Annotated in this window: 24 protein-coding genes; 10 read left to right on the plus strand and 14 right to left on the minus strand. The window is 69.1% G+C overall.

Going from position 1 to position 23,514, the window contains the following annotated elements; translation table 11 throughout:
- Positions 1 to 34 precede the first annotated feature (34 nt).
- From ACIRON_RS06160 to ACIRON_RS06185, 6 genes are all read right to left on the minus strand, one after another.
- Positions 35 to 712: a class I SAM-dependent methyltransferase gene (locus tag ACIRON_RS06160; protein ID WP_402990317.1), complete on the minus strand. Its 678-nt coding sequence runs from the start codon at positions 710 to 712 to the stop codon at positions 35 to 37.
- An 89-nt stretch (positions 713 to 801) separates the two neighbouring features.
- Positions 802 to 1,800: a hypothetical protein gene (locus tag ACIRON_RS06165; protein WP_402990320.1), complete on the minus strand. Its 999-nt coding sequence runs from the start codon at positions 1,798 to 1,800 to the stop codon at positions 802 to 804.
- Positions 1,801 to 1,839: 39 nt separating this feature from the next.
- On the minus strand, positions 1,840 to 2,628 hold the full coding sequence (locus ACIRON_RS06170) for a methyltransferase domain-containing protein (RefSeq protein ID WP_402990323.1): 789 nt from the start codon (positions 2,626 to 2,628) through the stop codon (positions 1,840 to 1,842).
- Positions 2,629 to 2,724: 96 nt separating this feature from the next.
- A complete protein-coding gene (gene ileS, locus ACIRON_RS06175; protein WP_402990326.1) occupies positions 2,725 to 5,967 on the minus strand; it encodes an isoleucine--tRNA ligase in 3,243 nt (1,080 codons plus the stop codon).
- Positions 5,968 to 6,211: 244 nt separating this feature from the next.
- Positions 6,212 to 6,655 (minus strand): GNAT family N-acetyltransferase, encoded by a 444-nt coding sequence (locus tag ACIRON_RS06180; RefSeq protein ID WP_402991183.1) that lies wholly within the window; start codon positions 6,653 to 6,655, stop codon positions 6,212 to 6,214.
- Complete coding sequence (locus tag ACIRON_RS06185) at positions 6,630 to 7,538, minus strand: hypothetical protein (protein WP_402990329.1); 909 nt, start codon at positions 7,536 to 7,538, stop codon at positions 6,630 to 6,632. The genes ACIRON_RS06180 and ACIRON_RS06185 overlap by 26 nt, the downstream gene beginning before the upstream one ends.
- 35 nt (positions 7,539 to 7,573) lie before the next feature.
- On the opposite strand from ACIRON_RS06185, the gene ACIRON_RS06190 reads away from it, so the two are divergent.
- The 4 genes from ACIRON_RS06190 (at position 7,574) to ACIRON_RS06205 (ending at position 11,445) form a co-directional block, all read left to right on the plus strand.
- Complete coding sequence (locus ACIRON_RS06190) at positions 7,574 to 8,344, plus strand: enoyl-CoA hydratase/isomerase family protein (protein WP_402990332.1); 771 nt, start codon at positions 7,574 to 7,576, stop codon at positions 8,342 to 8,344.
- A 54-nt stretch (positions 8,345 to 8,398) separates the two neighbouring features.
- Complete coding sequence (locus tag ACIRON_RS06195; protein ID WP_402990335.1) at positions 8,399 to 8,974, plus strand: DinB family protein; 576 nt, start codon at positions 8,399 to 8,401, stop codon at positions 8,972 to 8,974.
- Positions 8,975 to 9,115: 141 nt separating this feature from the next.
- On the plus strand, positions 9,116 to 11,248 hold the full coding sequence (locus tag ACIRON_RS06200) for a carbon starvation CstA family protein (protein ID WP_402990338.1): 2,133 nt from the start codon (positions 9,116 to 9,118) through the stop codon (positions 11,246 to 11,248).
- Positions 11,248 to 11,445 (plus strand): YbdD/YjiX family protein, encoded by a 198-nt coding sequence (locus tag ACIRON_RS06205; protein ID WP_402990341.1) that lies wholly within the window; start codon positions 11,248 to 11,250, stop codon positions 11,443 to 11,445. Before ACIRON_RS06200 ends, ACIRON_RS06205 begins: the two co-directional genes overlap by 1 nt.
- A gap of 13 nt (positions 11,446 to 11,458) precedes the next feature.
- On the opposite strand, the gene ACIRON_RS06210 is transcribed toward ACIRON_RS06205, so the two are convergent.
- Positions 11,459 to 11,749: a hypothetical protein gene (locus tag ACIRON_RS06210; RefSeq protein ID WP_402990344.1), complete on the minus strand. Its 291-nt coding sequence runs from the start codon at positions 11,747 to 11,749 to the stop codon at positions 11,459 to 11,461.
- Positions 11,750 to 11,817: 68 nt separating this feature from the next.
- Here ACIRON_RS06210 and dapD point away from each other — a divergent pair, with 68 nt between their 5' ends.
- Both dapD and ACIRON_RS06220 read left to right on the plus strand, forming a co-directional pair.
- Positions 11,818 to 12,747, plus strand: a complete 930-nt coding sequence (dapD, locus tag ACIRON_RS06215; RefSeq protein ID WP_091049002.1) for a 2,3,4,5-tetrahydropyridine-2,6-dicarboxylate N-succinyltransferase — start codon at positions 11,818 to 11,820, stop codon at positions 12,745 to 12,747.
- Between the two features lie 26 nt (positions 12,748 to 12,773).
- A complete protein-coding gene (locus ACIRON_RS06220) occupies positions 12,774 to 13,622 on the plus strand; it encodes a hypothetical protein (protein WP_402990348.1) in 849 nt (282 codons plus the stop codon).
- A 264-nt stretch (positions 13,623 to 13,886) separates the two neighbouring features.
- On the opposite strand, the gene ACIRON_RS06225 is transcribed toward ACIRON_RS06220, so the two are convergent.
- The 3 genes from ACIRON_RS06225 to fdxA are packed head-to-tail and all read right to left on the minus strand — an operon-like array spanning position 13,887 to position 16,382.
- Positions 13,887 to 14,915 (minus strand): hypothetical protein, encoded by a 1,029-nt coding sequence (locus ACIRON_RS06225; RefSeq protein WP_402990351.1) that lies wholly within the window; start codon positions 14,913 to 14,915, stop codon positions 13,887 to 13,889.
- Positions 14,916 to 14,952: 37 nt separating this feature from the next.
- The gene (dapC, locus tag ACIRON_RS06230) at positions 14,953 to 16,059 is read right to left on the minus strand and encodes a succinyldiaminopimelate transaminase (protein ID WP_402990354.1); all 1,107 of its coding nucleotides are present in this window, start codon (positions 16,057 to 16,059) and stop codon (positions 14,953 to 14,955) included.
- A complete protein-coding gene (gene fdxA, locus ACIRON_RS06235) occupies positions 16,059 to 16,382 on the minus strand; it encodes a ferredoxin (protein ID WP_008358813.1) in 324 nt (107 codons plus the stop codon). The genes dapC and fdxA overlap by 1 nt, the downstream gene beginning before the upstream one ends.
- A gap of 79 nt (positions 16,383 to 16,461) precedes the next feature.
- Between fdxA and ACIRON_RS06240 the strand changes: the two genes are divergently transcribed.
- From ACIRON_RS06240 to ACIRON_RS06250, 3 genes are all read left to right on the plus strand, one after another.
- Positions 16,462 to 17,349, plus strand: coding sequence for a GNAT family N-acetyltransferase (locus ACIRON_RS06240; RefSeq protein WP_402990357.1), 888 nt, complete (start codon positions 16,462 to 16,464; stop codon positions 17,347 to 17,349).
- A 67-nt stretch (positions 17,350 to 17,416) separates the two neighbouring features.
- Positions 17,417 to 17,668 (plus strand): type II toxin-antitoxin system Phd/YefM family antitoxin, encoded by a 252-nt coding sequence (locus ACIRON_RS06245; RefSeq protein ID WP_402990360.1) that lies wholly within the window; start codon positions 17,417 to 17,419, stop codon positions 17,666 to 17,668.
- Positions 17,655 to 18,056 (plus strand): type II toxin-antitoxin system VapC family toxin, encoded by a 402-nt coding sequence (locus ACIRON_RS06250; RefSeq protein WP_402990363.1) that lies wholly within the window; start codon positions 17,655 to 17,657, stop codon positions 18,054 to 18,056. The genes ACIRON_RS06245 and ACIRON_RS06250 overlap by 14 nt, the downstream gene beginning before the upstream one ends.
- Here ACIRON_RS06250 and ACIRON_RS06255 read toward each other — a convergent pair.
- Both ACIRON_RS06255 and ACIRON_RS06260 read right to left on the minus strand, forming a co-directional pair.
- The gene (locus ACIRON_RS06255; RefSeq protein ID WP_402990366.1) at positions 18,015 to 18,446 is read right to left on the minus strand and encodes a VOC family protein; all 432 of its coding nucleotides are present in this window, start codon (positions 18,444 to 18,446) and stop codon (positions 18,015 to 18,017) included. The two genes, ACIRON_RS06250 and ACIRON_RS06255, sit on opposite strands and share 42 nt — an antisense overlap.
- Before the next feature lie 13 nt (positions 18,447 to 18,459).
- Complete coding sequence (locus tag ACIRON_RS06260) at positions 18,460 to 19,437, minus strand: zinc-binding dehydrogenase (RefSeq protein ID WP_402990369.1); 978 nt, start codon at positions 19,435 to 19,437, stop codon at positions 18,460 to 18,462.
- Between the two features lie 66 nt (positions 19,438 to 19,503).
- Here ACIRON_RS06260 and ACIRON_RS06265 point away from each other — a divergent pair, with 66 nt between their 5' ends.
- Entirely contained in the window at positions 19,504 to 20,148 is a 645-nt protein-coding gene (locus tag ACIRON_RS06265) for a TetR/AcrR family transcriptional regulator (protein WP_402990371.1), read from the plus strand.
- A 13-nt stretch (positions 20,149 to 20,161) separates the two neighbouring features.
- Here ACIRON_RS06265 and ACIRON_RS06270 read toward each other — a convergent pair whose 3' ends face one another.
- Positions 20,162 to 20,992, minus strand: coding sequence for an esterase/lipase family protein (locus ACIRON_RS06270; protein ID WP_402990373.1), 831 nt, complete (start codon positions 20,990 to 20,992; stop codon positions 20,162 to 20,164).
- 108 nt (positions 20,993 to 21,100) lie between these two features.
- Positions 21,101 to 23,473 carry a VanW family protein gene (locus ACIRON_RS06275; RefSeq protein WP_402990375.1) on the minus strand — a complete coding sequence of 791 codons (2,373 nt, stop codon included), beginning with the start codon at positions 23,471 to 23,473 and terminating at the stop codon, positions 21,101 to 21,103.
- Positions 23,474 to 23,514 lie beyond the last annotated feature (41 nt).

Here is a 23,514-nt window from a genome sequence, read left to right on the forward strand (position 1 = left end):
AATACTCACGAGTAATAGGCAGGTCGCTACCGGACTACCCCGCTTTTCGCGCCACGATCAGCTCGCCGACCCCGGGCATCGGCGTCGTCTCTACCACGAAGCCGGCGTCGGTCAGGTCGGCGAACAGGGCCGGTCGGGGGTGGGTGCGGTAGTACATGACGAACTTCGGCCGCCACACCGCGTTGCGCACCCGCATCGCCAGGTCGAAGCCGGTGAGCAGCCAGTAGGCCGGGTGGGTCGGTCCCGGCGCGCGGCTGACCGGCAGCGCGAACACCCCACCGGGCCGCAGCGCCCGGAAGATGCCGTCGAACAGCGGCGGCCGCTCCTCCGGCAGGAAGTGTCCCAACGCCCCGAAGCTCACCACCAGGTCGTACGCAGCCTCGAACGGCAGCGCTCGAGCATCCGCCCGCACCAGGTCGGCGCCGGGGTGAGCGGCGCCGGCCTGCTCCAGCATCCCGGCACTGAAGTCGACCCCGGTCGGCGGCTCAGAGGTCGCCTCCTTGAGCAGCTCCAGCCCCGCCCCCGTGCCCGTGCACACATCGAGGCCCCGCTCGAACGGCCCGTGCTCCCGCAGCGCAGTGATCGTCGCGGCGAGCATCCAGTCCGGCGTCCGGAACGGCGTCGCGTCGAACTTCGGCGCCAGCAGGTCGTAGCCATGCTCCACCGACGACAACGCCTGGACCGCGAGCTCCTTGAGCGTAGGACCCTCCACGCCCTCAACGATAGGGGGCGCCCGCCCGCCATGCCGTCGCTACGACGAAACCCTAGGAGGGTGAGTCACGCCAGGCGTGTCTCACCCTCCTAGGGTTCCCGAACGACCACGCAGTCGTCGCCGCACGACACCGGAGTGCCCGCCCACCCGCGGGACGCCAGGACCCTCGCGATCCTCTGTGCGGTCCGGCACGGCGTATCGAAGGCCTGGTGCCAGCGAAGCCGCGCGGTGACCGTGCCCGTGGCGGCGAGGTCGTCGAGCACCCGGTCCGCGTCGCGCGCCTGGGTGCGCCACGTGTCATGGCCCAACGCCCCGTCGAGCTCCACGACCAGCCCGTACGCCGCGTACTCCACGTCGCGGAACTGATTGCCCTCAGGTGTCGTCCGCACTGCCTGCCGCTCGGCCCGTGGCAGTCCGTGGGCTCGCTCGACCCTGGTGAGGTAGCCGTGCTCGAGCACAGAGTTGGTGCCGGAATCCAGGTCGTAGATGATCTCCGCGATCCACGCCCGGCGACGTAGCGACGGGAAACGACTCAGCGCCCTACGGAGCGAGGCTGGGGTGACATAGGGCCGACCGACGATGCCGGCCAGGCCTGCGATCGCGTCGATCTCCGAGCTCGCCTCGTGCGCCACCATCAACGCATTGTCCTCGAGCTTCAGTCGCGGCGGGACTCCGCCATGGCCATGGGTCTCGAGATTGGTGAGACGGTGGATCACGAGTCCCGGCTGCGGCATGACTCGCCGAGTCTGGTCGATCGCGACATGGATCGGGTCGGGGACCATCCCTGGCTGGAGCGGCCGCTCCGTGCGTGGCGCCTCGACGCTCGGACCGCAAACGTAGGCGGGCCCGGCATAGAGCACGGCGGCCCAGGCGCGCTGGTGCCAGGTGAGCGGACCGGTGTGGTCGACGTACACCCGCGGATGCACTCGCACAACCTCCTTGCGCCGCTGCATCCTGATCAGATCAGCGCGCGTCACACCGCCGGCCGCGAGCTGCGCATGACTGAGCACACCGTCCTGCTGGCGTCGCTGCGCCTCCATCAGCCGCGCCGCGTGCTCCCGATCACCTCTGGACTCCGAGTCATCCACTCCACAGTTATCCCATGCGATGCCCTGAGATCCGGGTCCTCAGGCTCGCCGTCCCATCCCCAGGAGATGGTTGGAGAGATCCTGCACAACCGGTTGCCCGCCCACAGCCCGCGCCAGGGTCAGGGCGGCCTGACGGATGTCTTCATCCACCTCGGTCAACTGCTCCAACGCCAAGCCGGCGGGCCCTTCCACACCGACGACCTCGACCTGTAGAAGTCCTGCATCGGTCAGTTCCAGCGCCAGTTCGGCACCAGTGTGAAAGTGTCCGCCCGGGAATCGTCCGCTCTCGGGCGGCGTTCCTTGCTCGATCAGACTCTCCCAGCCGGTCGGCAAGGTGATTCCGTCGGAGACGGCTGACAGTCGTGCCAGTCTCGGGATCGCCGCGGCGAAGACCCATCCGCCGGACCTCAGCACCCTGATCGCCTCGTGCAGCGCCTTCAGTCGCTCCTCGCGCTTGGCCAGGTGGTAGAGCGGTCCGAGTACCAGCACCACATCGATGCTGTTGTCCTCGAAGGGCAGCGCCCGCGCATCGCCGACAACAGCATCGAAGGTGCCGTACGCCCGAGCCTTTTCGACCTGCTCGATGACCGGGTCGAGGAGTATGACCTGGTGACCGGCATCTGCCAACGCCGCAGCATGGATCCCGGTCGCACCACCGACATCGGCAATGCGTGAACCCAATCGGATCCGTTCGGCGATGAGTTCCTGCGTACGTTCGAACTCCAGACTCCCCTGAGCAGACCTCCCGGTCAGCCGAGCCGCCTCGTTCCAGCCCGACCGTCCGTAGTAGGCCTGAATCCGCCGATCGATGTCCTTCTGGCTGACCACGACCGCACACTACCGAGGCGTGACCCCCCACCAGCCGAGACCTAAGGAGGGTGAGTCACGCCAGGCGTGACTCACCCTCCTAGGGTTCACAGATCCTCAGGCCTTGGTGACCGCGATGGTCGCCTTCTCGCCATCGCCGAGGTCGACCGGGTTGCCCTCGAGGGAGTCGACCACGTCGTACGTCGTGGCGAGGGTCTCGCGGGCGATGAGGTCGGCGTGGGTGGTGGCGGCCTCGCGGACCGTCGAGGAGCCGGCCACCGAGAGGGTGATGCGGTCCTCGACGTTGAGGCCGGAGTCCTTGCGGGCCTGCTGGACCGCGCGGATCAGGTCGCGGGCGAGGCCCTCGGCGGCGAGCTCGGGGGTGACGACCGTGTCCAGGACGATGAAGCCGGCAGGCAGCATGGTGACTGCGATGTCGTCGGAGGCGGCGCCGGCGACGGTCTCCAGGGTGTATTCGCCCTCGACCAGCGCCAGGCCACCGGCGATGACCTCACCGGACTCGGAGACCGACCAGTCACCGGACTTCGAGCCCTTGATGGCCTTCTGGACGTCCTTGCCCAGGCGCGGGCCGGCGGCGCGGGCGTTGACGGCGAGCTTCTGCTCGATGCCGTACGTCCCGGCCTCCTCCGAGTCGGCGGCGAGCAGCCGTACGGACTTGACGTTGACCTCGTCGGCGACGATCTCCTCGAAACCCGCGATGTCGGCGCCGACGACGGTCAGGCCACCGAGCGGCAGTCGGTTGCGGAGCTTGCGCGCCTTGCGCAGGGCGGAGGTCGAGGAGCAGACCGCACGGACCGCGTCCATCCGCGCCACCAGGTCGTCATCAGCAGGAAGAGACTCGACGACGGGGTAGTCGGCCAGGTGCACCGAACGCCCGCCGGTCAGACCGCGCCAGATCTCCTCGGTGGTCAGCGGCAGCAGCGGCGCGACCAGGCGAGTCACCGTCTCCAGCACCGTGTAGAGGGTGTCGAAGGCGGCCTTGTCCTCGTTCCAGAACCGCTCCCGGCTACGCCGGATGTACCAGTTCGTGAGCACGTCGATGAACCGCTGGGTCGCCTCGCACGCCTCGGCGACGTAGTAGCTGTCCATGGCCGTGCTCATCTCGGCGACGTAGTCGCGCAGCTTGGCCAGGACGTAGCGGTCCAGCGGGTCCGTGGACGCCGTCGAGCCGGTGGTCTCCAGGTCGGCCGCGTTGGCGTAGAGCTGGAAGAAGTACCAGCTGTTCCACAGCGGGATCATCACCTGGCGTACGGAGTCCCGGATGCCCTGCTCGGTGACGACCAGGTTGCCGCCGCGCAGGATCGGCGAGGACATCAGGAACCAGCGCATCGCATCGGCGCCGTCGCGGTCGAAGACCTCGTTGACATCCGGGTAGTTGCGAAGCGACTTGGACATCTTCTGGCCGTCCGAGCCCAGCACGATGCCGTGGCTGATGCAGCTCGAGAACGCCGGGCGGTCGAAGAGCGCGGTCGCCAGGATGTGCAGGGTGTAGAACCAGCCGCGGGTCTGGCCGATGTACTCCACGATGAAGTCGCCCGGGAAGTGGTGCTCGAACCACTCCTCGTTCTCGAACGGGACGTGGTTCTGGGCGAACGACATCGAACCCGAGTCGAACCAGACATCGAGTACGTCGGAGACCCGGCGCATCATCGACTTGCCGGTCGGGTCGTCCGGGTTGGGGCGGACCAGGTCGTCGATGTAGGGACGGTGCAGGTCCGGGTTGCCCTCGGCGTCCTTCGGGAGGGTGCCGAAGTCACGCTCCAGCTCAGCGAACGAGCCGTAGGCGTCGAGGCGCGGGTAGGTCGGGTCGTCCGACTTCCACACCGGCACCGGCGAGCCCCAGAAGCGGTTGCGGGTGATCGACCAGTCGCGGGCGTTCTCCAGCCACTTGCCGAACTGGCCGTCCTGGATGTGCTCGGGCACCCAGCGGATCTGCTGGTTGAGCTCGAGCATCCGGTCCTTGATCTTGGTGACCTCGACGAACCAGCTCGATACACCCTTGTAGATCAGCGGCTGCCGGCACCGCCAGCAGTGCGGGTAGGAGTGGTTGTAGGACTCGCGGCGCAGCAGGATCGTGCCCGGCGAGACCGATCCCCCGGCCTCGCCGCGGGTGACCGCCTTGAGGTGGTCCATGATCTGCAGGTTGGCGTCGAAGACGAGCATTCCGGCGTACTCGTTGACCGGCGCGGTGAACCTGCCGTCCTTGCCGACCGGCATCACCGCCTCGATGTTCTCCCGGTCGGTGACCTCCTTGTCGACCTCACCGAACGCACCGGCGGTGTGCACGACACCGGTGCCGTCCGTGGTCGTGACCGCGTCGTCGGCCGCCACCACGCGGAAGGCGTTCTCGCGCCCGGCGTAGTAGGAGAACGGCGGGGTGTAGGCGCGCCCGAGCAGCTCGGCACCCTTGTATCGTCCGAGGATCGTCGGCTCGTCGGCGTCGCCCTTATCGGGCAGAGTGAGCTCCTTCTTGTACGCCGCGAGCCGAGCCTCCGCGAGGACGTACTTGGCCACCTCGTCGGTGCCCGGGACCGGGCCCTCCACGACGACGTAGTCGATCTCGGAGCCCACCATGACGGCGAGGTTGGACGGCAGGGTCCACGGCGTGGTCGTCCAGATCAGGATGTGGGCGCCGTCGAGGACCTCGTCCTCACCGGTCGCCTCGAGCGCGTAGCCCACGGTGACCGCGGGGTCCTGGCGGTCCTTGTAGACGTCGTCGTCCATCCGCAGCTCGTGGTTGGACAGCGGGGTCTCGTCCTGCCAGCAGTAGGGCAGGACGCGGAAGCCCTCGTAGACCAGGCCCTTGTCGTAGAGCGTCTTGAACGCCCAGATCACCGACTCCATGTAGTCGGGATTGAGGGTCTTGTAGTCGTTGTCGAAGTCCACCCAGCGCGCCTGACGGGTGACGTAGTCGCGCCACTCGCCGGTGTACTTCAGCACCGACGCGCGGCTGGCCGCGTTGAACTTGTCGATGCCCATCTCGACGATCTCGTCGGTCGTCTTCAGACCGAGCTGGCGCATCGCCTCGAGCTCGGCGGGCAGGCCGTGGGTGTCCCACCCGAAGCGCCGCTCGACGCGCTTGCCGCGCATCGTCTGGTAGCGCGGGACGATGTCCTTCACGTAGCCGGTCAGCAGGTGGCCGTAGTGCGGCAGGCCGTTGGCGAACGGCGGGCCGTCGTAGAAGACGAACTCGTTCTCGCCGTTCGTGCCGGCGTCGCGGTTGTCGATGCTCGCCTGGAACGTCCCGTCCTTCTTCCAGTAGTCGAGAATCTGCGTCTCGATCTCCGGGAATCGTGGGCTGGCCGGGACAGTGGCTGAGCTGACCTTGGGATAGGCCATCGGCGGCATCTCCTGCTGGGTGGTAGTGGGTTGTTGTCACCACAGGGACGATCTTGCGACCGCGGTACCACCCTGCTTACCCATGCCTGGGCCACTTCGTTTCGGCTGTGACGGGCCACTCCCGCCGGGTTCTACTGAGGCCCTGCCGAAGCTGGACCGGTTCTTCCCGGAGCTCGCCGCTGATAACGGCTCAAATGCTGGTAAGGAAAGAGTACGCCGCCCGATGCCCGCCGCGCGAACCCGATCACACCGCGCGCCACATCCGCACGTGCGGACCGATCTCGGGGTCGTCCCACGGCTCACCGATCTCCTGGAAACCGGCCCGCTCGTAGAACGGCACCGCCGGCGTACGCGCGTTGCACCAGACCAGCCCACCGCCCTCGGTCGCGACATGGTCCAGCGCCGCCTGCAGCACCTCGGCTCCGACACCCTGCCCGCGCCACCCGTCCGCCGTCGCCATCCCCCGGATCCGCCACCCCCTCCCGGGGTGTCCTGGCAGGTCGGGGCATGGTTCCGGGAACAGCCCGACGCACCCGATCAGGTTCCCGTCCGCATCCAGCGCCGCGTAGGTCGCGACGTCGGGACCGTCGTCCCCCGGCACCTTCGCCGCCTCCGGCGGCCCACCGTTGCGCAGCACCTTCGCTCGCAACGGGTACGTCTCCTCAACCGCCACCCGGCGCACCGTCATCACGCCGCGACCCTAGCCGCGCCAGCAGCCGGGTGGGGCGGCGGCGGGCGAGGAAGTGGGCGAGCTCGTCGAGGTGGTCGGTGTTGATCCAGTCGACGCCGGCATCGAGCTGGACCTGCCAGATCCGGCGGCGGTTGTGGCGGACGGCGGCGGGGGCGCCCCACAGGCGGACGGGCCAGCCGGCGGCATGGGCGCGCCGGACCATCTCGCGCAGCCGGCGCCGGGCCAGGAACGGACCGATGCCGCGCCAGGTGAAGTGGTCGATCCAGTTGGCGCTGACCATGCCGACGAGGCCGGCGGGCAGGTCGACGTCGAGGTCGTCGAGGGTGGCGTCGTAGAACGTCCGCCGCAGCGGTGCCGCGGCCATCTCCATCCGGTCACGCTCACCGGAGACGATCACGGTGACCGGCCCGACCTCGACCGCTCCGTCGCTACTGAGGCTGAACAGGGACTCGTACGCGGCGAGCTGCCGCTCCAGCACCCGCCAGGCCTCCGCGCCGCCGGACTTCACGTCGACGAGCAGCTGGAAGGTCCCGTCCCAGGACGGATGCACTGAGCCGTCGTTGGCGGTCACGAGAGCGGCGAGCGGATCGAGGTAGAGGTCTTGCAGCGTACGGCTCATGTCCGGTTCGAAGTGGCCGAGGTAGAGCTCGTCGTCGGCGAGCCAGACGTCGGCCTCGACAGAGGTGAAGCGGTGGCCGAGCGCCTCCAGGAGCGGGCGTTCGTGCTCGTAGTCGTTGTGCGCATGGGCGTGCGCGAGCGGGCCGAGGACGTTGAGGACGCCCGATCCCGCGGCACGTGCGGGGGCGGTCCGGAAGAGGCCGACGAGCACCGAGAACGGGAGCAGGAGGAGCGAGCTGAGGCGCGAGATCCACAAACGCATCCGCGTACCCTAGGGGCACCTGGCAGGATGCGCGCATGAGCCTGATTCGCTATGAGTACGCCGACGGTTGCGCGCGCATCACGATGACCAACTCGGACCGGGGCAACGTCTTCTCCCCGAAGGCGGGCGAGGAGCTGCTGGCGGCGATCCTGCGGGCGAAGGCGGACTCGGCGCGGGTGATCGTGCTCGCAGCGGAGGGGAAGTACTTCTCGGTCGGCGGCGACCTGGCCGGGTTCGCGGCCGCCGACGATCTCGGGCCCTACATCCTCGAGCTGGCCGAGGGCGCGAACCGGATGATCACCGAGCTGGTCCGCTGCGACGCGATCGTGGTCAGCGCCGTCCAGGGCACCGCCGCCGGGGTCGGCTTCCCGCTGGCCGCGGCCGCCGACATCGTGATCGCGGCCGACCGGGCCAAGTTCAGCCTCGCCTATGCGAAGGTCGGCCTCTCGGTCGACGGGGGCGGTTCGCTCCTCGTGCACACCCTGGGCCTGCACCGGGTGCTCCGGCTGACCCTGCTGGGCGACATGCTCTCCGCGACCGAGGCGCTCGAAGCCGGGCTGGTCGCCCGCGTCGTACCCGCCGACGAGCTCGCCGCCACGGTCGACGAGGTCGTCGCGACCCTGCTCTCCGGCTCCCCCGAGGCGCTGGCCCGCACCAAGCACCTGATCCGCGACGTCGCCGACCCCCACCCCGAGTCCGCGCTGCGCCGCGAGGCGCAGTCCATCTCCGCCCTCGGCGGCTCGGCCTCGGGCCGCGAGGGCATCAACGCGTTCCTGGAGAAGCGGCCGCCCAGCTTCGGCGCCTGAAATCGCTGGCTGAAATCGCTGGCCGAAAGGCGCTCGTTCCGCGAGGGTGAGCCCATGAGCAGTGAACAGCGGCAGGTGGGTTTCGGCGGCATCTGGCTCCCTGATGGCGAGGATCCGCGCCATCAGGACGAGCAGGCCGTCGGCGAGCTGGCGACCTACCGCGACTACCTGCGCCACTACCGGCTCACCCTCGAGCTCAAGGGCCAGGACCTGACCCCGGAGCAGCTCGCCCGCCGAAGCGTGCCGCCGAGCACGATGAGCCTGCTCGGGCTGGTCAGGCACATGGCGAAGGTGGAGCACGGCTGGTTCCAGCGCGCCTTCCAGGGGCGGCTCGACGAGCCGCGGCCCTACTGGAGCGCCGATGCATCCGACGTCGACTTCGACGGCGTCGAGCCGACCCAGGCCTGCGTGGACGAGGCGTACGCAGCCTGGAAGGAACAGATCGCGCGGGCCGACGCGTGGCTCGACACCCAGACCGACGAGTCGATGGGCGATGTCGTCGTCTACAACAGCGACGGCGAGACCTCCTCCGTGCGCGACATCCTGGTCCACATGATCGAGGAGTACGCCCGCCACGCGGGTCACGCCGACCTGCTGCGCGAGGTCATCGACGGGCGTACCGGGCAGTAGCCCCTCCCCCGCCCCACAGGCGGTTTCCTGAGACTAGGCTGAGACAGCGGTCACAACGACCGTACCGCGCTGAATCAGAGGGAGACCATGTCGACGTCGACCGCCAACCCCACCAGCTCGGGCCCAGGGTCCGGGCCCAACGTGCCCCGTAGTTGGAGGGCCATCGCCATCTGGACCGCCGTCGCTGTAGTCGGCGCCGTCTGCTGGGCCGTGCTCGCCCTGTCCCGAGGCGAGGACGTCTCGGCGCTGTGGATCCTGTTCGCCGCGCTGGCCTCGTACGCGATCGCCTACCGGTACTACTCGAAGTTCATCGCCAACAAGGTGCTGAAGGTCGATGACACCCGGGCCACCCCGGCCGAGCGGTTGGAGAACGGGCAGGACTTCGACGTCACCGACCGGCGAGTGCTCTTCGGGCACCACTTCGCCGCGATCGCCGGCGCGGGCCCGCTGGTCGGCCCGGTGCTGGCCGCGCAGATGGGTTACCTGCCGGGCACGATCTGGATCATCGTCGGCGTCATCTTCGCCGGTGCCGTCCAGGACATGGTCGTGATGTTCTTCTCGATGCGCCGCGACGGCAAGAGCCTCGGTCAGATGGTGCGTGAGGAGATCGGCACCGTCGCCGGCGTGGCCGCGCTGATCGCCGTCTTCGCGATCATGATCATCATCTTGGCCGTGCTCGCGCTGGTCGTCGTCAATGCGCTCGCGGACTCGCCCTGGGGTGTCTTCTCGATCGGCCTCACCATCCCGATCGCGCTCTTCATGGGCTTCTACCTTCGCTACCTGCGCCCCGGCCGCGTCAGCGAGGTGACCGTCATCGGGGTCGCGCTGCTGCTGCTGGCCATCATCGGTGGCGGCTACGTCGAAGAGATGGGCCTGGACGGCGCCCTCACCCTCTCCCACGAGACCCTGGTGATCTGCCTGGTCGTCTACGGCTTCATCGCCTCGATCCTCCCGGTGTGGATGCTGCTCACCCCGCGTGACTACCTCTCCACCTTCATGAAGGTGGGCGTGATCGTGCTGCTGGCCGTCGGTCTGGTCCTCGCGGCCCCGACGCTGCAGAACGAGGCGGTCACCGACTTCGCCACCTCCGGCGAGGGTCCGGTCTTCGCCGGCAAGCTGTTCCCGTTCGTCTTCATCACCATCGCCTGCGGCGCCCTCTCCGGCTTCCACGCGCTCATCGCCTCCGGCACCACGCCGAAGATGGTCGCCAAGGAGAGCCAGGTCCGGATGATCGGCTACGGCGGCATGCTGATGGAGTCGTTCGTGGCGATCTCGGCCCTCATCGCGGCCTCGGTCATCGACCAGGGCATCTACTTCTCGATGAACGCCGCCGCCGGCGCGACCGGCGGCACCCCGGAGACCGCGGCCGCCTTCGTCAACGGGCTCGGCTTCACGATCACCCCGGCCGACCTCGAGGCAGCCGCGGCCAGTGTGGAGGAGACGATCATCTCCCGCACCGGTGGCGCCCCGACCCTGGCGTTCGGGATGTCGCTGATCTTCACCGAGGCGTTCGGCGGCGGCCTGGCCGCCTTCTGGTACCACTTCGCGATCATGTTCGAGGCGCTCTTCATCCTGACCGCCGTCGACGCAGGCACCCGGGTCGGCCGCTTCATGCTCCAGGACACGATCGGCAACGTCTGGAAGCGCTACGCCGACACCTCCTGGCGGCCGGCGGCCTGGTCGGCCTCCGCACTGGTCGTACTGGCCTGGGGCTACATGCTCTGGATCGGCGTCGGAGACCCACTCGGCGGGATCAACCAGCTGTTCCCGCTCTTCGGCATCGCCAACCAGCTGCTCGCCGCGATCGCCCTGACCCTGGCCACGGTGCTGATGTTCAAGCACGGTCTGGCCAAGTACGCCTGGGTGCCCGGCATCCCGCTGATCTGGGACCTCATCGTCACCATGACGGCGAGCTGGGAGAAGGTGTTCAGCGACAACCCCGCGATCGGCTACTTCGCCCAGGCCTCGGCCGCGCGCGAGGCACGCGACGCCGGTGAGCTCTACGGGGTCGCGAAGACCCCCGCGGACGTCGACCAGATCATCTACAACTCGACCCAGAGCGGCATCCTGCAGGCAGCGTTCGCGCTGCTGGTGATCGTGATCGTCGCCGGTGCCGCGGTGACGGTGATCAAGGCGATCCGCGCCGGAGGGCTGCCGACCACCGAGATCCCGAAGGTCGAGTCGGAGATCGTCGCGCCCTCCGACTTCTTCGCCACCAAGGAGGAGAAGGAAGCCGTACGCGAGTGGGAGGCCTCCCAGAAGGCGTCGGTCTGATGAGTGTGCTCGCCGATCGTCTCTCCGACCGCTTCTCCGGCGCCTGGCGGCTGCTCCGCCAGGCGACCGGGGAGGCGAAGTGGGACGAGTACGTCGCCCGGTGCGAGCGCGACGGCGTCGAGCCGATGAGCCGGCGTGCGTTCGAGCGGCACCGGGCCGACGAGAAGGAGCACAACCCGCAGGCCCGCTGCTGCTAGCGGTTCCGGCGGGCTAGCGGGGGCTGTCGGCGGCGAAGGCGGCGTCGAGCCAGGCGTACACCTGCGAGTCACCTCGGGTGACGAGCAGGACCACCTGTTTCTCGGCGTCGCCGACCGGCTTACCGTTGATCCAGCTCCGGACGATGTCGGAGGCGGCACGGCGTACGACCTCCACGCCCTTGGCCATCGCCCACTCCGGCGCCGGATGACCCTTGCTGGTCGCCACACCGGGGATCTCCAGGGTCCAGGTTCCGTCCTCGGCCTGGATCAGGCGGGGCGTCGGCGGCGCGCTCTTCTTGCTCACCCACTCATGTTCGCACGTCGAGACTGTCGATAAGGGACCACTCAGGCTCGGCCACTAGACTGCGCCCCGTGACGAATGCAGCTTGGGCCTTCGGCCTCGTGACGTACGCCGCCGACAACTCTGTTCTGGACGTGTGGTTCCCCGCGCCGCAGCTGGGCGACAAGCCCGCCGACGCGACCGCGCCGGCCGAGCTGACCGCGCTCGAGGGCACCGACGAGGTGCGTCAGGTGACCACCAAGGTCACGCTCGTCGAGGTCAAGGACCTCGACACGGCGCCCGTGACCACCGAGGACGTCTGGCTGCGACTCCACCTCCTCTCCCACCGCCTCGTGCAGCCGCACGGGCAGAACCTCGACGGCATCTTCGGCCTGCTCACCAACGTCGTGTGGACCAGCGCCGGCCCGTGCGCGGTCGAGGGCTTCGAGCTCACCCGCGCCCGGCTGCGCGCCGCGGGCCAGCACGTCACCGTCTACGGCGTGGACAAGTTCCCGCGGATGGTCGACTACGTCGTGCCTTCGGGGATCCGCATCGGCGACGCCGACCGCGTCCGCCTCGGCGCCCACCTCGCCGCCGGCACCACCGTGATGCACGAGGGCTTCGTCAACTTCAACGCCGGCACCCTCGGCGCCTCGATGGTCGAGGGCCGGATCTCCGGCGGTGTCGTCGTCGGCGACGGCTCCGACGTCGGTGGCGGCGCCTCGATCATGGGCACCCTCTCCGGTGGCGGCAAGGCCGTCATCTCCATCGGCCAGCGCTGCCTGCTCGGTGCCAACTCGGGCATCGGCATCTCCCTGGGTGACGACGCGGTCGTCGAGGCCGGGTGCTACGTCACGTTCGGGACCAAGGTGACGCTCCCCGACGGCACCGTGACGAAGGCCGGCGAGCTCTCCGGCGCCTCCAACATCCTCTTCCGTCGCAACTCGGTCAGCGGCGCCATCGAGGCCGTTCCGTGGAAGGGCGAGGGCATCGAGCTCAACGCCGCCCTCCACGCCAACTGACTCTCACCGAAGAGCAGAGTGCCGAGTTGAAGAAGCTTCTCACCGCCCTGGTGGTGCTCAGCGTGGTCGCCGGCGGCATCTACTGGGTCGTCCAGGCCGCCACGGACAAGCTGGACTCGATCCTGCCCGACCTGCAGCAGTGCACGGCGGTCGCGGGCGAGTACGAAGCGCGCTTCGACCCCGAGCAGATGGGCAACGCCGCCGTGATCACGGCGCTCGGGCTCAAGCGCGGCCTGCCCGCGCGGGCGGCCACGATCGCGATCGCGACCGCGATCCAGGAGTCGAAGCTCTACAACATCAGCCACGGTGACCGCGACTCGCTCGGCCTCTTCCAGCAGCGCCCGTCGATGGGCTGGGGCACCGAGGAGCAGGTCCAGGACCCCGTCTACGCCACCAACAAGTTCTACGACGCGCTGGTGAAGATCGAGGGCTACGAGGACATGGTGGTCACCGAGGCGGCACAGGAGGTGCAGCGCTCGGCCTATCCCGAGGCGTACGCCGACCACGAGGGCGAGGGCCGCGCGATCGCCTCCGCGATCAGCGGCTACTCCCCCGCCGCGCTGACCTGCCGGATCGACGAGCCCGAGGCCGGCTCCGGCAAGCCCCAGGCGACCAAGACCGAGGTCAACCAGCTGCTCGGCCAGATGGTCGGTCGCGCCCGGGTCGACGGCACCACCGTGGTCATCCCCGTCGACGCCGGCGAGACCGGCCAGCGCAACGGCTGGGCAGTCGCCCACTACGTACTCGCCCGGGCCAGCGAGTTCGGCGCCTCCGCCATCGCCTACGACGGCCGCACGTGGTCCGCCGGCAAGGACGAGGAGTGGGCCGACACCCCCGAGGTCTCCGGCAAGCAGATCCTCGTCACCCTCGCCTGAGACCCCCTGCCGAGGCGTCAGTTAGGTCGGCCGAAGCGTCACTTACGTCGGCCGAGCTGGCAACCATGTGCCAACTCGGCCGACGTAAGTGACGCCTCGCCATGCATACCGATGGGTCGCTCGCACCGATCGAGGCGTCAGGTACGTCGTGCGAGATGGCAATCGAATGCTTACTCGGCCGACGTACCTGACGTCTCGGCCGACGTACTTGACGTCTCAGCCAACCTGCCTGACGTCTCGGCCGACCTGCCTGACGCCTCGGCTTCAGTCGGCTACGTCGACGTGGACGTGGTCGCGGTGCTCGAGGATGGCCTGGTCGCCGCCGCGGGGCGGGACATCGTAGTCGCGCCAGCCGGCGGCGGAGCGGCGCTTGGTCCAGATGCGGTCGTCGAAGATGACGGTCTCGATGTCGAGGCGGTCGGCGTTGGCGACGAGGTACTGCGCCAGGGACCAGCCCTTGATGTTGTTGCGGGCGTTGATCGGTCGGAAGAAGTAGTCGACGGCGCGGCCCTCGTAGTGGGCAGAGCCGACCATGTGGCCGGTGGTCACTCCGCCGGGCTGGAAACCGCCTTCGGGTACGTCCCCGAAGGCCTTGCGTACGTCACCACGCACCGTCTCCGCACGCGAGGTGAGCCCGGCGGCACTGAGCTGGTCCGAGACCTCGTCGGCACCGCCCTTGACCACGCACGAGAACGCCTCGGGGGTGTTCCCGGTCAGCGCCGAGGCGAGGGCCCGCGCCTCGGGCTCGGCGTCGCGGTAGCCGTCGCGCGAGCCGTCGCTGATCTGCTGGGCGACGCCGGGTACTGACTGCTGGCGGTAGTCGGCGACCCCGGAGAGCCGGTCGTAGAGTCCGGCCGCCTTCGCCGCATCCCGCTCGAGCGAGTGGTCGGCGATCTCGACAGCGAGCACCACCGAGGCGGCGCGGGCGGGAAGCCCGCGGCGTACGGCGATGGCGGCGATCGCCGAGGCCCGCTCGGCCTCGTCGATGGAGAGGTCGTAGGTCGTGTCCTCGGCGGTGACGGTGCAGGCCTCACGGGAGAGGACCGGGATGCCGCTGACCCCGACACCGAGGAGGCGGAGGCCGGCGAAGACCAGTGCTACGACGATGACGACGCCGAGGACGATGAGGTGCTTGCGTACCGGACGGAGCTGCTTGCGGGCTTCCCGTGCCGACTTCCGCAGCGCCTCGCGCGCCGGCTCCGGAAGCCTCGGCCCCTGAGGACCCGAAGGACCCGGAGGACTCGGAGGCGGGATGGTCGGCGGGCCCGTCGGGGTCCCCGGCTGTGCGCTCACTCCACCAATCTTCACGTATGGGGCAAACCCCGGCCGGCTACGCCGTGAGGCGGGCGACGGCCGCGTCGACGCGCTCGTCGGTGGCGGTGAAGGCGATGCGTACGTGCTGGCTGCCGGCGCGGCCGTAGAAGATACCGGGAGCGGCCAGGATGCCGCGCTCAGCGAGCCATTCGACGGTGGCCCAGCAGTCCTCGTCACGAGTGGACCACAGATACAACGAAGCCTCGGAGTGGTCGATGCGGAAGCCGGCCGACTCCAGCGCCACCTTGAGCTTGGCGCGCCGCGCGGCGTAGCGGGCGTGCTGCTCCTTGGCGTGCTGGTCATCACCGAGCGCGGTGACCATGGCGACCTGCTGCGGTCCGGGCATCATCAGGCCGAGGTTCTTGCGGACTTCGAGGAGCTCGCCGAGGACCGAGGCGTCACCTGCCACGAAGGCCTCGCGGTAGCCCGCGAGGTTGGAGCGCTTCGAGAGCGAGTGGACGGCGAGGATGCCGTCGTAGGAGCCGCCGCAGACGTCGGGGTGCAGGATCGAGACCGGCGAGGCCTCCCAGGCGCACTCGATGTAGCACTCGTCGGAGATCAGCAGCGTGCCGCGCTCGCGCGCCCACTCCACCGTCTTGCGCAGGTGCTCGACCGGAAGCACGCGACCCGAAGGATTGGAGGGCGAGTTGATCCAGAGGATCCTCGGGGCCTTCGGCCCCAGCGCGACCAGCGAGTCGGTGGCGACGGTGTCGGCGCCGACGAGAGCCGCGGAGACCTCGTAGGTCGGGTAGGCGAGCTCCGGGTAGGCGATCAGGTCACCCTGGCCGATGCCCAGGTGCAGCGGCAGCGATCCGATCAGCTCCTTGGAGCCGATCACCGGCAGCACGTTGTCCAACCCCAGTCCCGAGACCCCGTGGTTGCGCGCGAGCCAGTCGATCGCGGCCTGACGCACCGCCGGCGTACCGATCGTGGTCGGATATCCGGGTGAGTCGGCCGCCTCGGCGAGCGCCTTCTGGATCACCGGCGGCGTCGGGTCGACCGGGGTGCCGATCGAGAGGTCGACCAGCCCGCCGCCGTGCGCGGACGCCTTCTCCTTGAACGGCGCGAGCTTGTCCCAGGGGAAGTCAGGCAGCCGCTGCGAGACTGGGATCGAGGCCGGCATCAGTCCTGGTTCTGCGGGGGCAGCGCGGCGACGAACGGGTGGTCCTTGTCGATCTCACCCATGCGGGCGGCACCACCGGGCGAACCGAGGTCGTCGAAGAACTTGACGTTGGCGTCGTAGTACTCCTTCCACTCCTCCGGGGTGTCGTCCTCGTAGAAGATCGCCTCGGGCGGGCACACCGGCTCGCAGGCGCCGCAGTCGACACACTCGTCGGGGTGGATGTAGAGCATCCGCTTGCCCTCGTAGATGCAGTCCACCGGACATTCGTCGACGCAAGCCTTGTCCTTCACGTCAACACAGGGCTGGGCGATGACGTACGTCATTCGGGGCTCCTCCAAGCGGGGTATCACTAAAGTCAGAGGGGCACTGCTGGCCCTTCAGGGGACAGCCTAGTATCCCCACGTGCCTGCTCATCTCCTGGGACCACATGTCGTCGGCAAGCGGATCGTCATCCGCCGCCTCGTCACCGGCGAGACCGGCCCCACCGGCGGTCCCGCCTTCACCGACATCCTCGGAGTCTGTACGTCCTGGGCCGACGGAACCGCGGTCATCGAGCGTGAGTCCGGCGAGCGGGTCAGCGTGCCCGTCGCCGAGATCGTCTCCGGCAAACCGGTGCCGCCGCGGCCGAACGTACGCCTGCGGATCGGGGTGCGCGAGGGCGAGCTGCTCAGTGCCGCGATCTTTCCCGGCACCACCTCGGAGCCGTTGGGCGAGTGGGTGCTCTTCGACCACGAGGTCTCGGTCCGCCGGCGCCCCAACTCGGCGCTCGCGATCGGCGATCCCGGCCTCGAGCTGGATGCGGCGATCGACCGGGTCGAGAGCTACTACCGGGACCGCCACAAGCGCCCACGGGTGAAGATCGAGGTCGGTTCGGCGGTCGAGGAGACCGTGGTCGCGCGCGGCTGGGTCGAGGACGTGACCGTCGGGTTCCAGCTCGCCGGGCTCGCCGCCACCCGCCGCATCCTGCCCCCGCCCGTCGAGGACGCCCGCGTCGAGGTCCAGACGAACGACGCACAGGTGCTGATCACTCTCGGCGACACCGCCCGGATCATGGGCACGATGGAACGCGACTGGCTGGCCATCCACGACCTCGAGGTCGCCGAGTCACACCGCCGCCAGGGCCTCGCCACCAAGGCCCTCGCCACCCTGCTCGAGTGGGGCGCCGAACGCGGCGCCCGCGCCGCCTGGCTGCACGTCGAGACCACCAACGGCCCCGGCCTCGCCCTCTACGAGGGCCTCGGCTTCACCGAGCACCACCGCTGCCGCTACTACGCCTCGCCCACACCCTGACCGAGGTTGACCAACCCGCTTGACCAACATGGTTGACCAACCAGGCTGACCAACTTATGGTGGCCACATGGACGCAGCACGTCTGGTGAAGGTGCAGGAAGCGAAGACACACCTGTCGAGCCTCCTGGCCAAGGTAGAGGCGGGCGAGGAGATCGTCATCGCCCGCGGCGACCATGCCATTGCTCGCCTCGTGCCGATCAACCGGCCGACCAGGCGGATTCTCGGCGGCCTACGGGTGAGTGTCCCCGACGAGTTCTTCGACCCACTCCCCGACGACGAGATCGCCGCCTGGGAGGGCTCGCTCGATGAAGACCTATGAGCGAGTCCTCCTCGATACCCATGCCTACATCTGGCTGGTGAGCGACCCCGACCGGCTCAGCCCCACTGCCTACGAGGCTGTGATCGACATCGACACCGAGGTGTACGTCTCGGCGGCGAGTCTCTGGGAGATCTCGACCAAGGCGCGACTCAGCAAGCTTCCCGGCGGGGGCACCTTGGCCGCCACCTTCGAGGACCGCACGCGCCTCCATGTTCTGGAGCGGCTTCCGATGGACTTCAGTCATTCACGTCTCGCCGGCGAACTCGACTGGGACCATCGCGACCCGTTCGACCGCATGCTCGCCGCCCAGAGCATGCTCGAGAACCTGCCCCTCGTGACGAAGGACTCACGGCTGCGGGACTACGACGAGATCCACACCATCTGGTGACGGGTCCGCCAGCAGGTCCCACAGGTTCCCGAACGGGTCCCTGAAGACCTGAAGATTGCCGTAGGGCTCCTCCCGCACCAGCCCGACGAGCTCGATCCCGGCCTCGACCAGCTTCTCGTACGCCGCGGGGAAGTCGTCGACGCGCAGGAAGAACGTGACCCGGCCGCCGGTCTGGTCGCCCACCCTCGCAGCCTGCGCCGGACCGTCGGCCCGGGCGAGCAGGAAGCCGGTGCCGCCGCCTGGCGGACGTACGACCACCCAGCGCTTCGGGCGGCCGTCGTTCGTGGTCGACGGGGAGTCCTCGGCGACCTCGAAGCCGAGGACGTCGCGGAAGAACTCCACCGCCTCGTCGTAGTCGGGTACGACGATGGTGACCAGGTCGAGGTGCATGGGTGAACCGTAGTCAGGCCACCAGGACGATCCGTCCGAACACCGCGCCGAGGTCCATCTGCCGGTGGGCCTCGACGGCCTGGTCCATGGGGAGCCGGTCGTGAACGACGGCGTGCAGCTCACCCGTGGCCACGCGGGCGAGCAGCTCTGCCCGAACCCCGTTCCGGGCCGGCCCCGGGACGGTGTCGAGACTGAAGGTCGCGAACGAGCGCGACTGCTGGAATGACGCGACGAGGCGACCTGCGACGTCCGCGGACGGCATCCCGGCGACCACCCCGACGACGACCATCCGCCCGTTGGCCGCCAGGCGGTCCACGAACTCTGCGGTCGCCGGACCGGCCACGATGTCGATGATCACGTCATAGCTCTCCGGCGCCGCCGCATCACCTTCGCCGGAGCGGTCGAGCACGTGCGTCGCGCCGAGCTCGCGAAGCCGTTCGCCGCGCTCGGGGGAGGAGGTCGTCACGGCGACGGCGCTCGCGCCGCCTCGGGCGGCTAGCTCGACGACCGAGATGCCGATGCTCCCCGCCGCACCCCGTACGAGCACCGACTCACCTGCCGCGAAGTGGGCGTGGACGAGGGCGAAGTGCGCCACCGTCGCCGAGCTCCCGACCGTCACGGCGTCTACCGCGGTGAGTCCGTCGGGGAGCTCGGTGATGTCATCGAGCCTGGCGACGGCCCGCTCGGCGTAGCCTCCGCCCATCCCCGTGAACGCCCATACGCGGCGCCCTACCCAGGCTGTGTCCACGCCAGCACCGACCGCGGTCACCGCTCCGGCGACCTCGCTGCCCGGAACCATCCCGGTCTCGAACCCGAGCCCGGCGAGCGTCCCGCGACGAATGACCGCGTCGACCCCACCCACGCCGATCGCCTCGGTGGCGATCACCACCTCGCCCGGACCGGGGGTCGGATCGGCGACGTCGGTCACCACCAGGCCGCTCGGGTCGCCGAACCGTTCGATCTTCACTGCTCGCATCATCGTCTCTCTCACGCTGGTTCCTGACGTACGCTGGCGAAGCTAACGGACGCCTGCGTCCACTTCCAGAAAGTGAGAGACATGGTCGAGACGTTGCCTCACAAGCTCCGCTCCGATGCGCGGAGCAACCGGGACCGGATCCTGGAGGCGGCACGATCGCTGTACGCCGAGCACGGTCTCGAGGTCACGATGCGCGAGGTCGCCCGTCGCGCCGGGGTCGGACCGGCGACGCTCTACCGTCGGTTCCCGGCTCGGCAGGTGCTCCTCGACGCCGTCTTCGCCGACGAGCTGCACTCGTGCCGGAGCATCGTGGAGGAGGGATGCGCCGACCCGGATCCGTGGCGTGGGTTCACCTCGGTCATCGAGCGGATCAGCATCCTCAACGTCGGCAACCAGGGTTTCGTCGACGCGTTCATGTCGGAGCATCCGCGCAGCGACTCGTTCGCCGAGCACCGCGCCACGCTCCTCTCCGAGCTCGCGGCCCTAGCGCGTCGAGCCCAGGCCGACGGCCGGCTACGCCGCGACTTCGTGATCGACGACCTCGTCCTCGTGCTCCTGGCCGGACGTGGTCTCGCCGCGACCCCGTCTGCCAGCAGCGTCGCCGCTGCCCGCCGCTTCGCGGCCCTGGCCACCGACGCCTTCCGTGCCGCCGACACCAACGGCGCGCTGCCGCCCGGCGCCGCGGTCGCCGCACGCATGGCCCGGAAGCACCCGCCTGCCCGCTGACCCGGCCGGCCCGTCAGCAGGTCTTCAGCGCTGCGGAGGCGGGGCCTTCGTGGGTGAGCGCGTCGAGGGTGAGAGCGATGGCGGAGGCGCTCATCGGGATGAGCAGGTGTTCGGAGAGGTCGAGGGCGCAGGCGTCCTGGATGCGTACGTTGGTGGTGTTCGGGCCTTCGGCGAGGAAGCCCGAGGTGGAGGGGACGACGACCTCGTCGGTGGCAGAGATGATCTGGGTGTAGGAGACGTCGCCCGGGGTCTCGTCACCGGCGTTCAGGTCGGCGAGGAACTGTGAGCCGGCGGCCTGCTGGGCACAGGACATACAGAGTCCGGTGGCCTCGGTGGCGCCCTCGTCCGGGATGATCGAGGTGCCGTGGTTGGACGGGGCGAGGCCGACGAGGTCCTCGACGTAGGCGGCGCCACCGAGGTTCTTGATGTAGTAGCGCGGCATCATGCCGCCCTGGGAGTGACCGACGAGCGACACCTTCTCGGCGTCGGTGACCTCGCGTACGCGCTCGATGAACTCACCCAGGTGGGCCGCCGACTCCCGGATGTCGCCGGTCGCGCGGTTGCCGTAGTCGAGCGAGTAGACGCAGAAGCCGGCTCGCTTCATGGCCAGCGAGATCGGGTCCAGCAGCGAGCGGCGATCACCGAAGGTGCCGTGCACCAGGATCACCGGCGTCGGGCGCGCCGCCGCCGGAGCGCACGCCCAGTCGTTGGACCCGGCGGGGTCACCGTAGGGCGACCCCGGCAGCGGGATCCCGGTCCGGCCCTCCCCCGCCGCGGCGGGGACCGAGATCGGAGCGAGGACGAGTGCGACAGCAGCGAGAAGACTCAGCAGGAACGGGCGCATGCCCGCTTCAACGAACAGTTGTGATCCACGTCACGGCCACATCGCCGAGTCGGCGCGTCATGACGCGCCGACTCGGCGAGGGTTGGTGTCAGAACGGGCCGACTCGGGTCAGTTGGGGTCCGCGGGCGGCGGCGGCTTCTCCGACTCGTCGGTGCACTCGACCTCGTCCTGCGGGATGTAGGTGGTCTTGAAGGTCTGGGTGTCGACCTTCGAGCCCGATCCGGCGTTGTAGAAGTCGCGCCAGACGTTGATCGAGAAGCCCTGGGCGCCCACGGTGTTCTCGCAGTTGCCGTCGGTGATCTTCTGCTTGCCCGGCGCCTTGAAGTCGTAGCGCTCGCCGGTGCGGGCCTTGATGTCGTAGATCTTGGTGGACCACATCTCGACGGTCACCGAACCCTGGCTGCTGCCGCTGGCGGGGTTGACCCAGGAGCGGATGAGGACGCCGTACTTGGTGTTGTTCTTGAACTTCAGGTCCAGCGAGGGCCAGGCGACGGTCGCCTCCCGACCGATCGGGTAGCGGTCGATGTAGAGCGAGTGCGCCTTGTGCTCGACGTCTTGGAGACCCGCGAAGAACATCGCGTTGAATGTGGTCGTCGCCATCTGCGAGACACCGCCGCCGTAGTCCTCACGGAAGACGCCGTTCTGGATCATCCAGCCCTTGGTGAACCCGTTGGCCGCCGTACGCTCCCCGACGATGCCGTTCATCGAGAAGGTGTCCCCCGGCGCGAGCACGGTGCCGTTGACCAGCTCGGCGGCGCGGCCGATGTTGACGTTGCGGTATTCGGCGTAGGGGAAGTTGGTGGTGAAGGTGGAGACCTTCTCCTTCACGCCCCAGGCCTTGGCCTCTTCGGTGGTGACCTTGGGCTTGGCGACCTTCGACTTCACCTCGACGGTGCGCTCGCCCTGGGGAGCGGTGACGACGTCGAGGAAGACCGCCTCCAGGTCCTTCTGGTTGAAGGTGACCCCGGGCTTGGCGGGGATGACCTTCGGGGCGCCGTTGACCATCTTGACGGTCGCGTCGACCGGCTTGGCGGCGTCGTCGGCGAGGGCCTTCTTGAGCACCTTCTTGAGCTTGCTGGGCGCGACCGAGGCCTGCAGCTCGCCGTCCTTGGGGTCGAACCGGATCGCGTCGCCGAACTCCTTCGGGGACAGCTCCACCGGGGTCTTCTCGAACTTCAGCGTGATCGGCCCGGAGACCGCCGGGGTGGCGACCTTGTCGACCGCCTCCTGGACGTCGGCCTCGTCGACGTCGGGGGTGAGCTCCGCGAGCGGTACGTCGGCCTTGCGGTCGCCCTCGACGAGCAGCTGACCGGCTAGCGCCGTCCGAAGCGCGTCGTCGCTGACGCCCTCGCCGGCCACCGGCTGGGTGGTCTTGACCTTGCCCTTCTTGATGACGACGTCGCCGTCCTTGAAGGGGGTGCCGGCGCGCTTGTTGACCTTGGCCGCGACCTTGGCGATCAGCTTGTCGTCGGCCTTGACGACGGGCTCGATCTCGCCACCGCCGGTGAAGTGCTTCCACAGCTTGACCGGGCTCCAGCTGCGTACGGCATTGGCCTTCTCGATCGTCGCCTCGGCGTCGAAGCTCAGGCCCGCGTCGGCCGGGTTGACCTCGGTCGTGCTGTCTCCGGCGGTCACGTTGATCGGCTGGCTGTGGGCGGGAGCGAACTTCTGGTCCAGCAGCGGCGTCGCCTCGGCGGCCGTCATGCCGCCGATGTCCACGCCCGCGACCGTGGTGCCCTCGGAGATCTTCTCCCCGGCGACGGCGTACGCAGCAGCCCATCCGGCGAAGGCCAGGACGGCGACCCCGCCGGCGACCGCGACCGCGACCTTGGTGCCGGTGCCGAGCGGCTTGCGCTCAGCCGCGACCGGCTGGGCGTAGTCGGGCTGCTCGAAGGCGGAGTGGTCGTAGGCGGCGTGGTCGTAAGGGGCGTGGTCGTAGGCGGGATGGTCGTGAGCAGGGTCGGCAGGGCCCGGCTCGTGCACGACAAACGGCCCAACGCCCATGACGGTCGCCTCGAGCGGCTCGTCATCGAGGTCGGGGGTGTCCTGGGCCTGGTTGTCGAGCGCGATCTCGGTGGCCGCTTCGCTGGCCAGGTCGGGGGCGGCGTCGACCGCGTCCGGCTCCGGGGCGAACTTCCGGTTCTTCGAGACGAACAGGAAGTTGTCCTCCTCGGGCAGCTCCGCACGCTTGGGCAGCTCCGAGCGCAGCATCGTGCTGCGCAGCAGGGTCTCCTCGGCCAGATCCTCGTCGAAGTCGCCGGCAGGGACCACGCGGGTCGCACCGTCGGGCTCGTCATCGGGAACGGTCGGAACCGGCTTGGCACCCGTGGACTCGGCAACACGGGCGTCGATCTCGATCTGAGGAATCATGATCGTCTCGATGGCAGCATCGTCCGCGCCAGCTTGGCTGGCGTTGGACCCGGCCGCGTGAGTTTGCTTCGCGGGCTCGGGGGCCTTGAAGGCCTCGGGCTCAGTGGACATGCGGGAGAGCCTAGGACCTATACCCCCCTAGGCCGAACCCG

Source organism: Nocardioides sp. NPDC101246, from assembly GCF_044767415.1.
In the GTDB taxonomy this organism is placed as follows: domain Bacteria; phylum Actinomycetota; class Actinomycetes; order Propionibacteriales; family Nocardioidaceae; genus Nocardioides.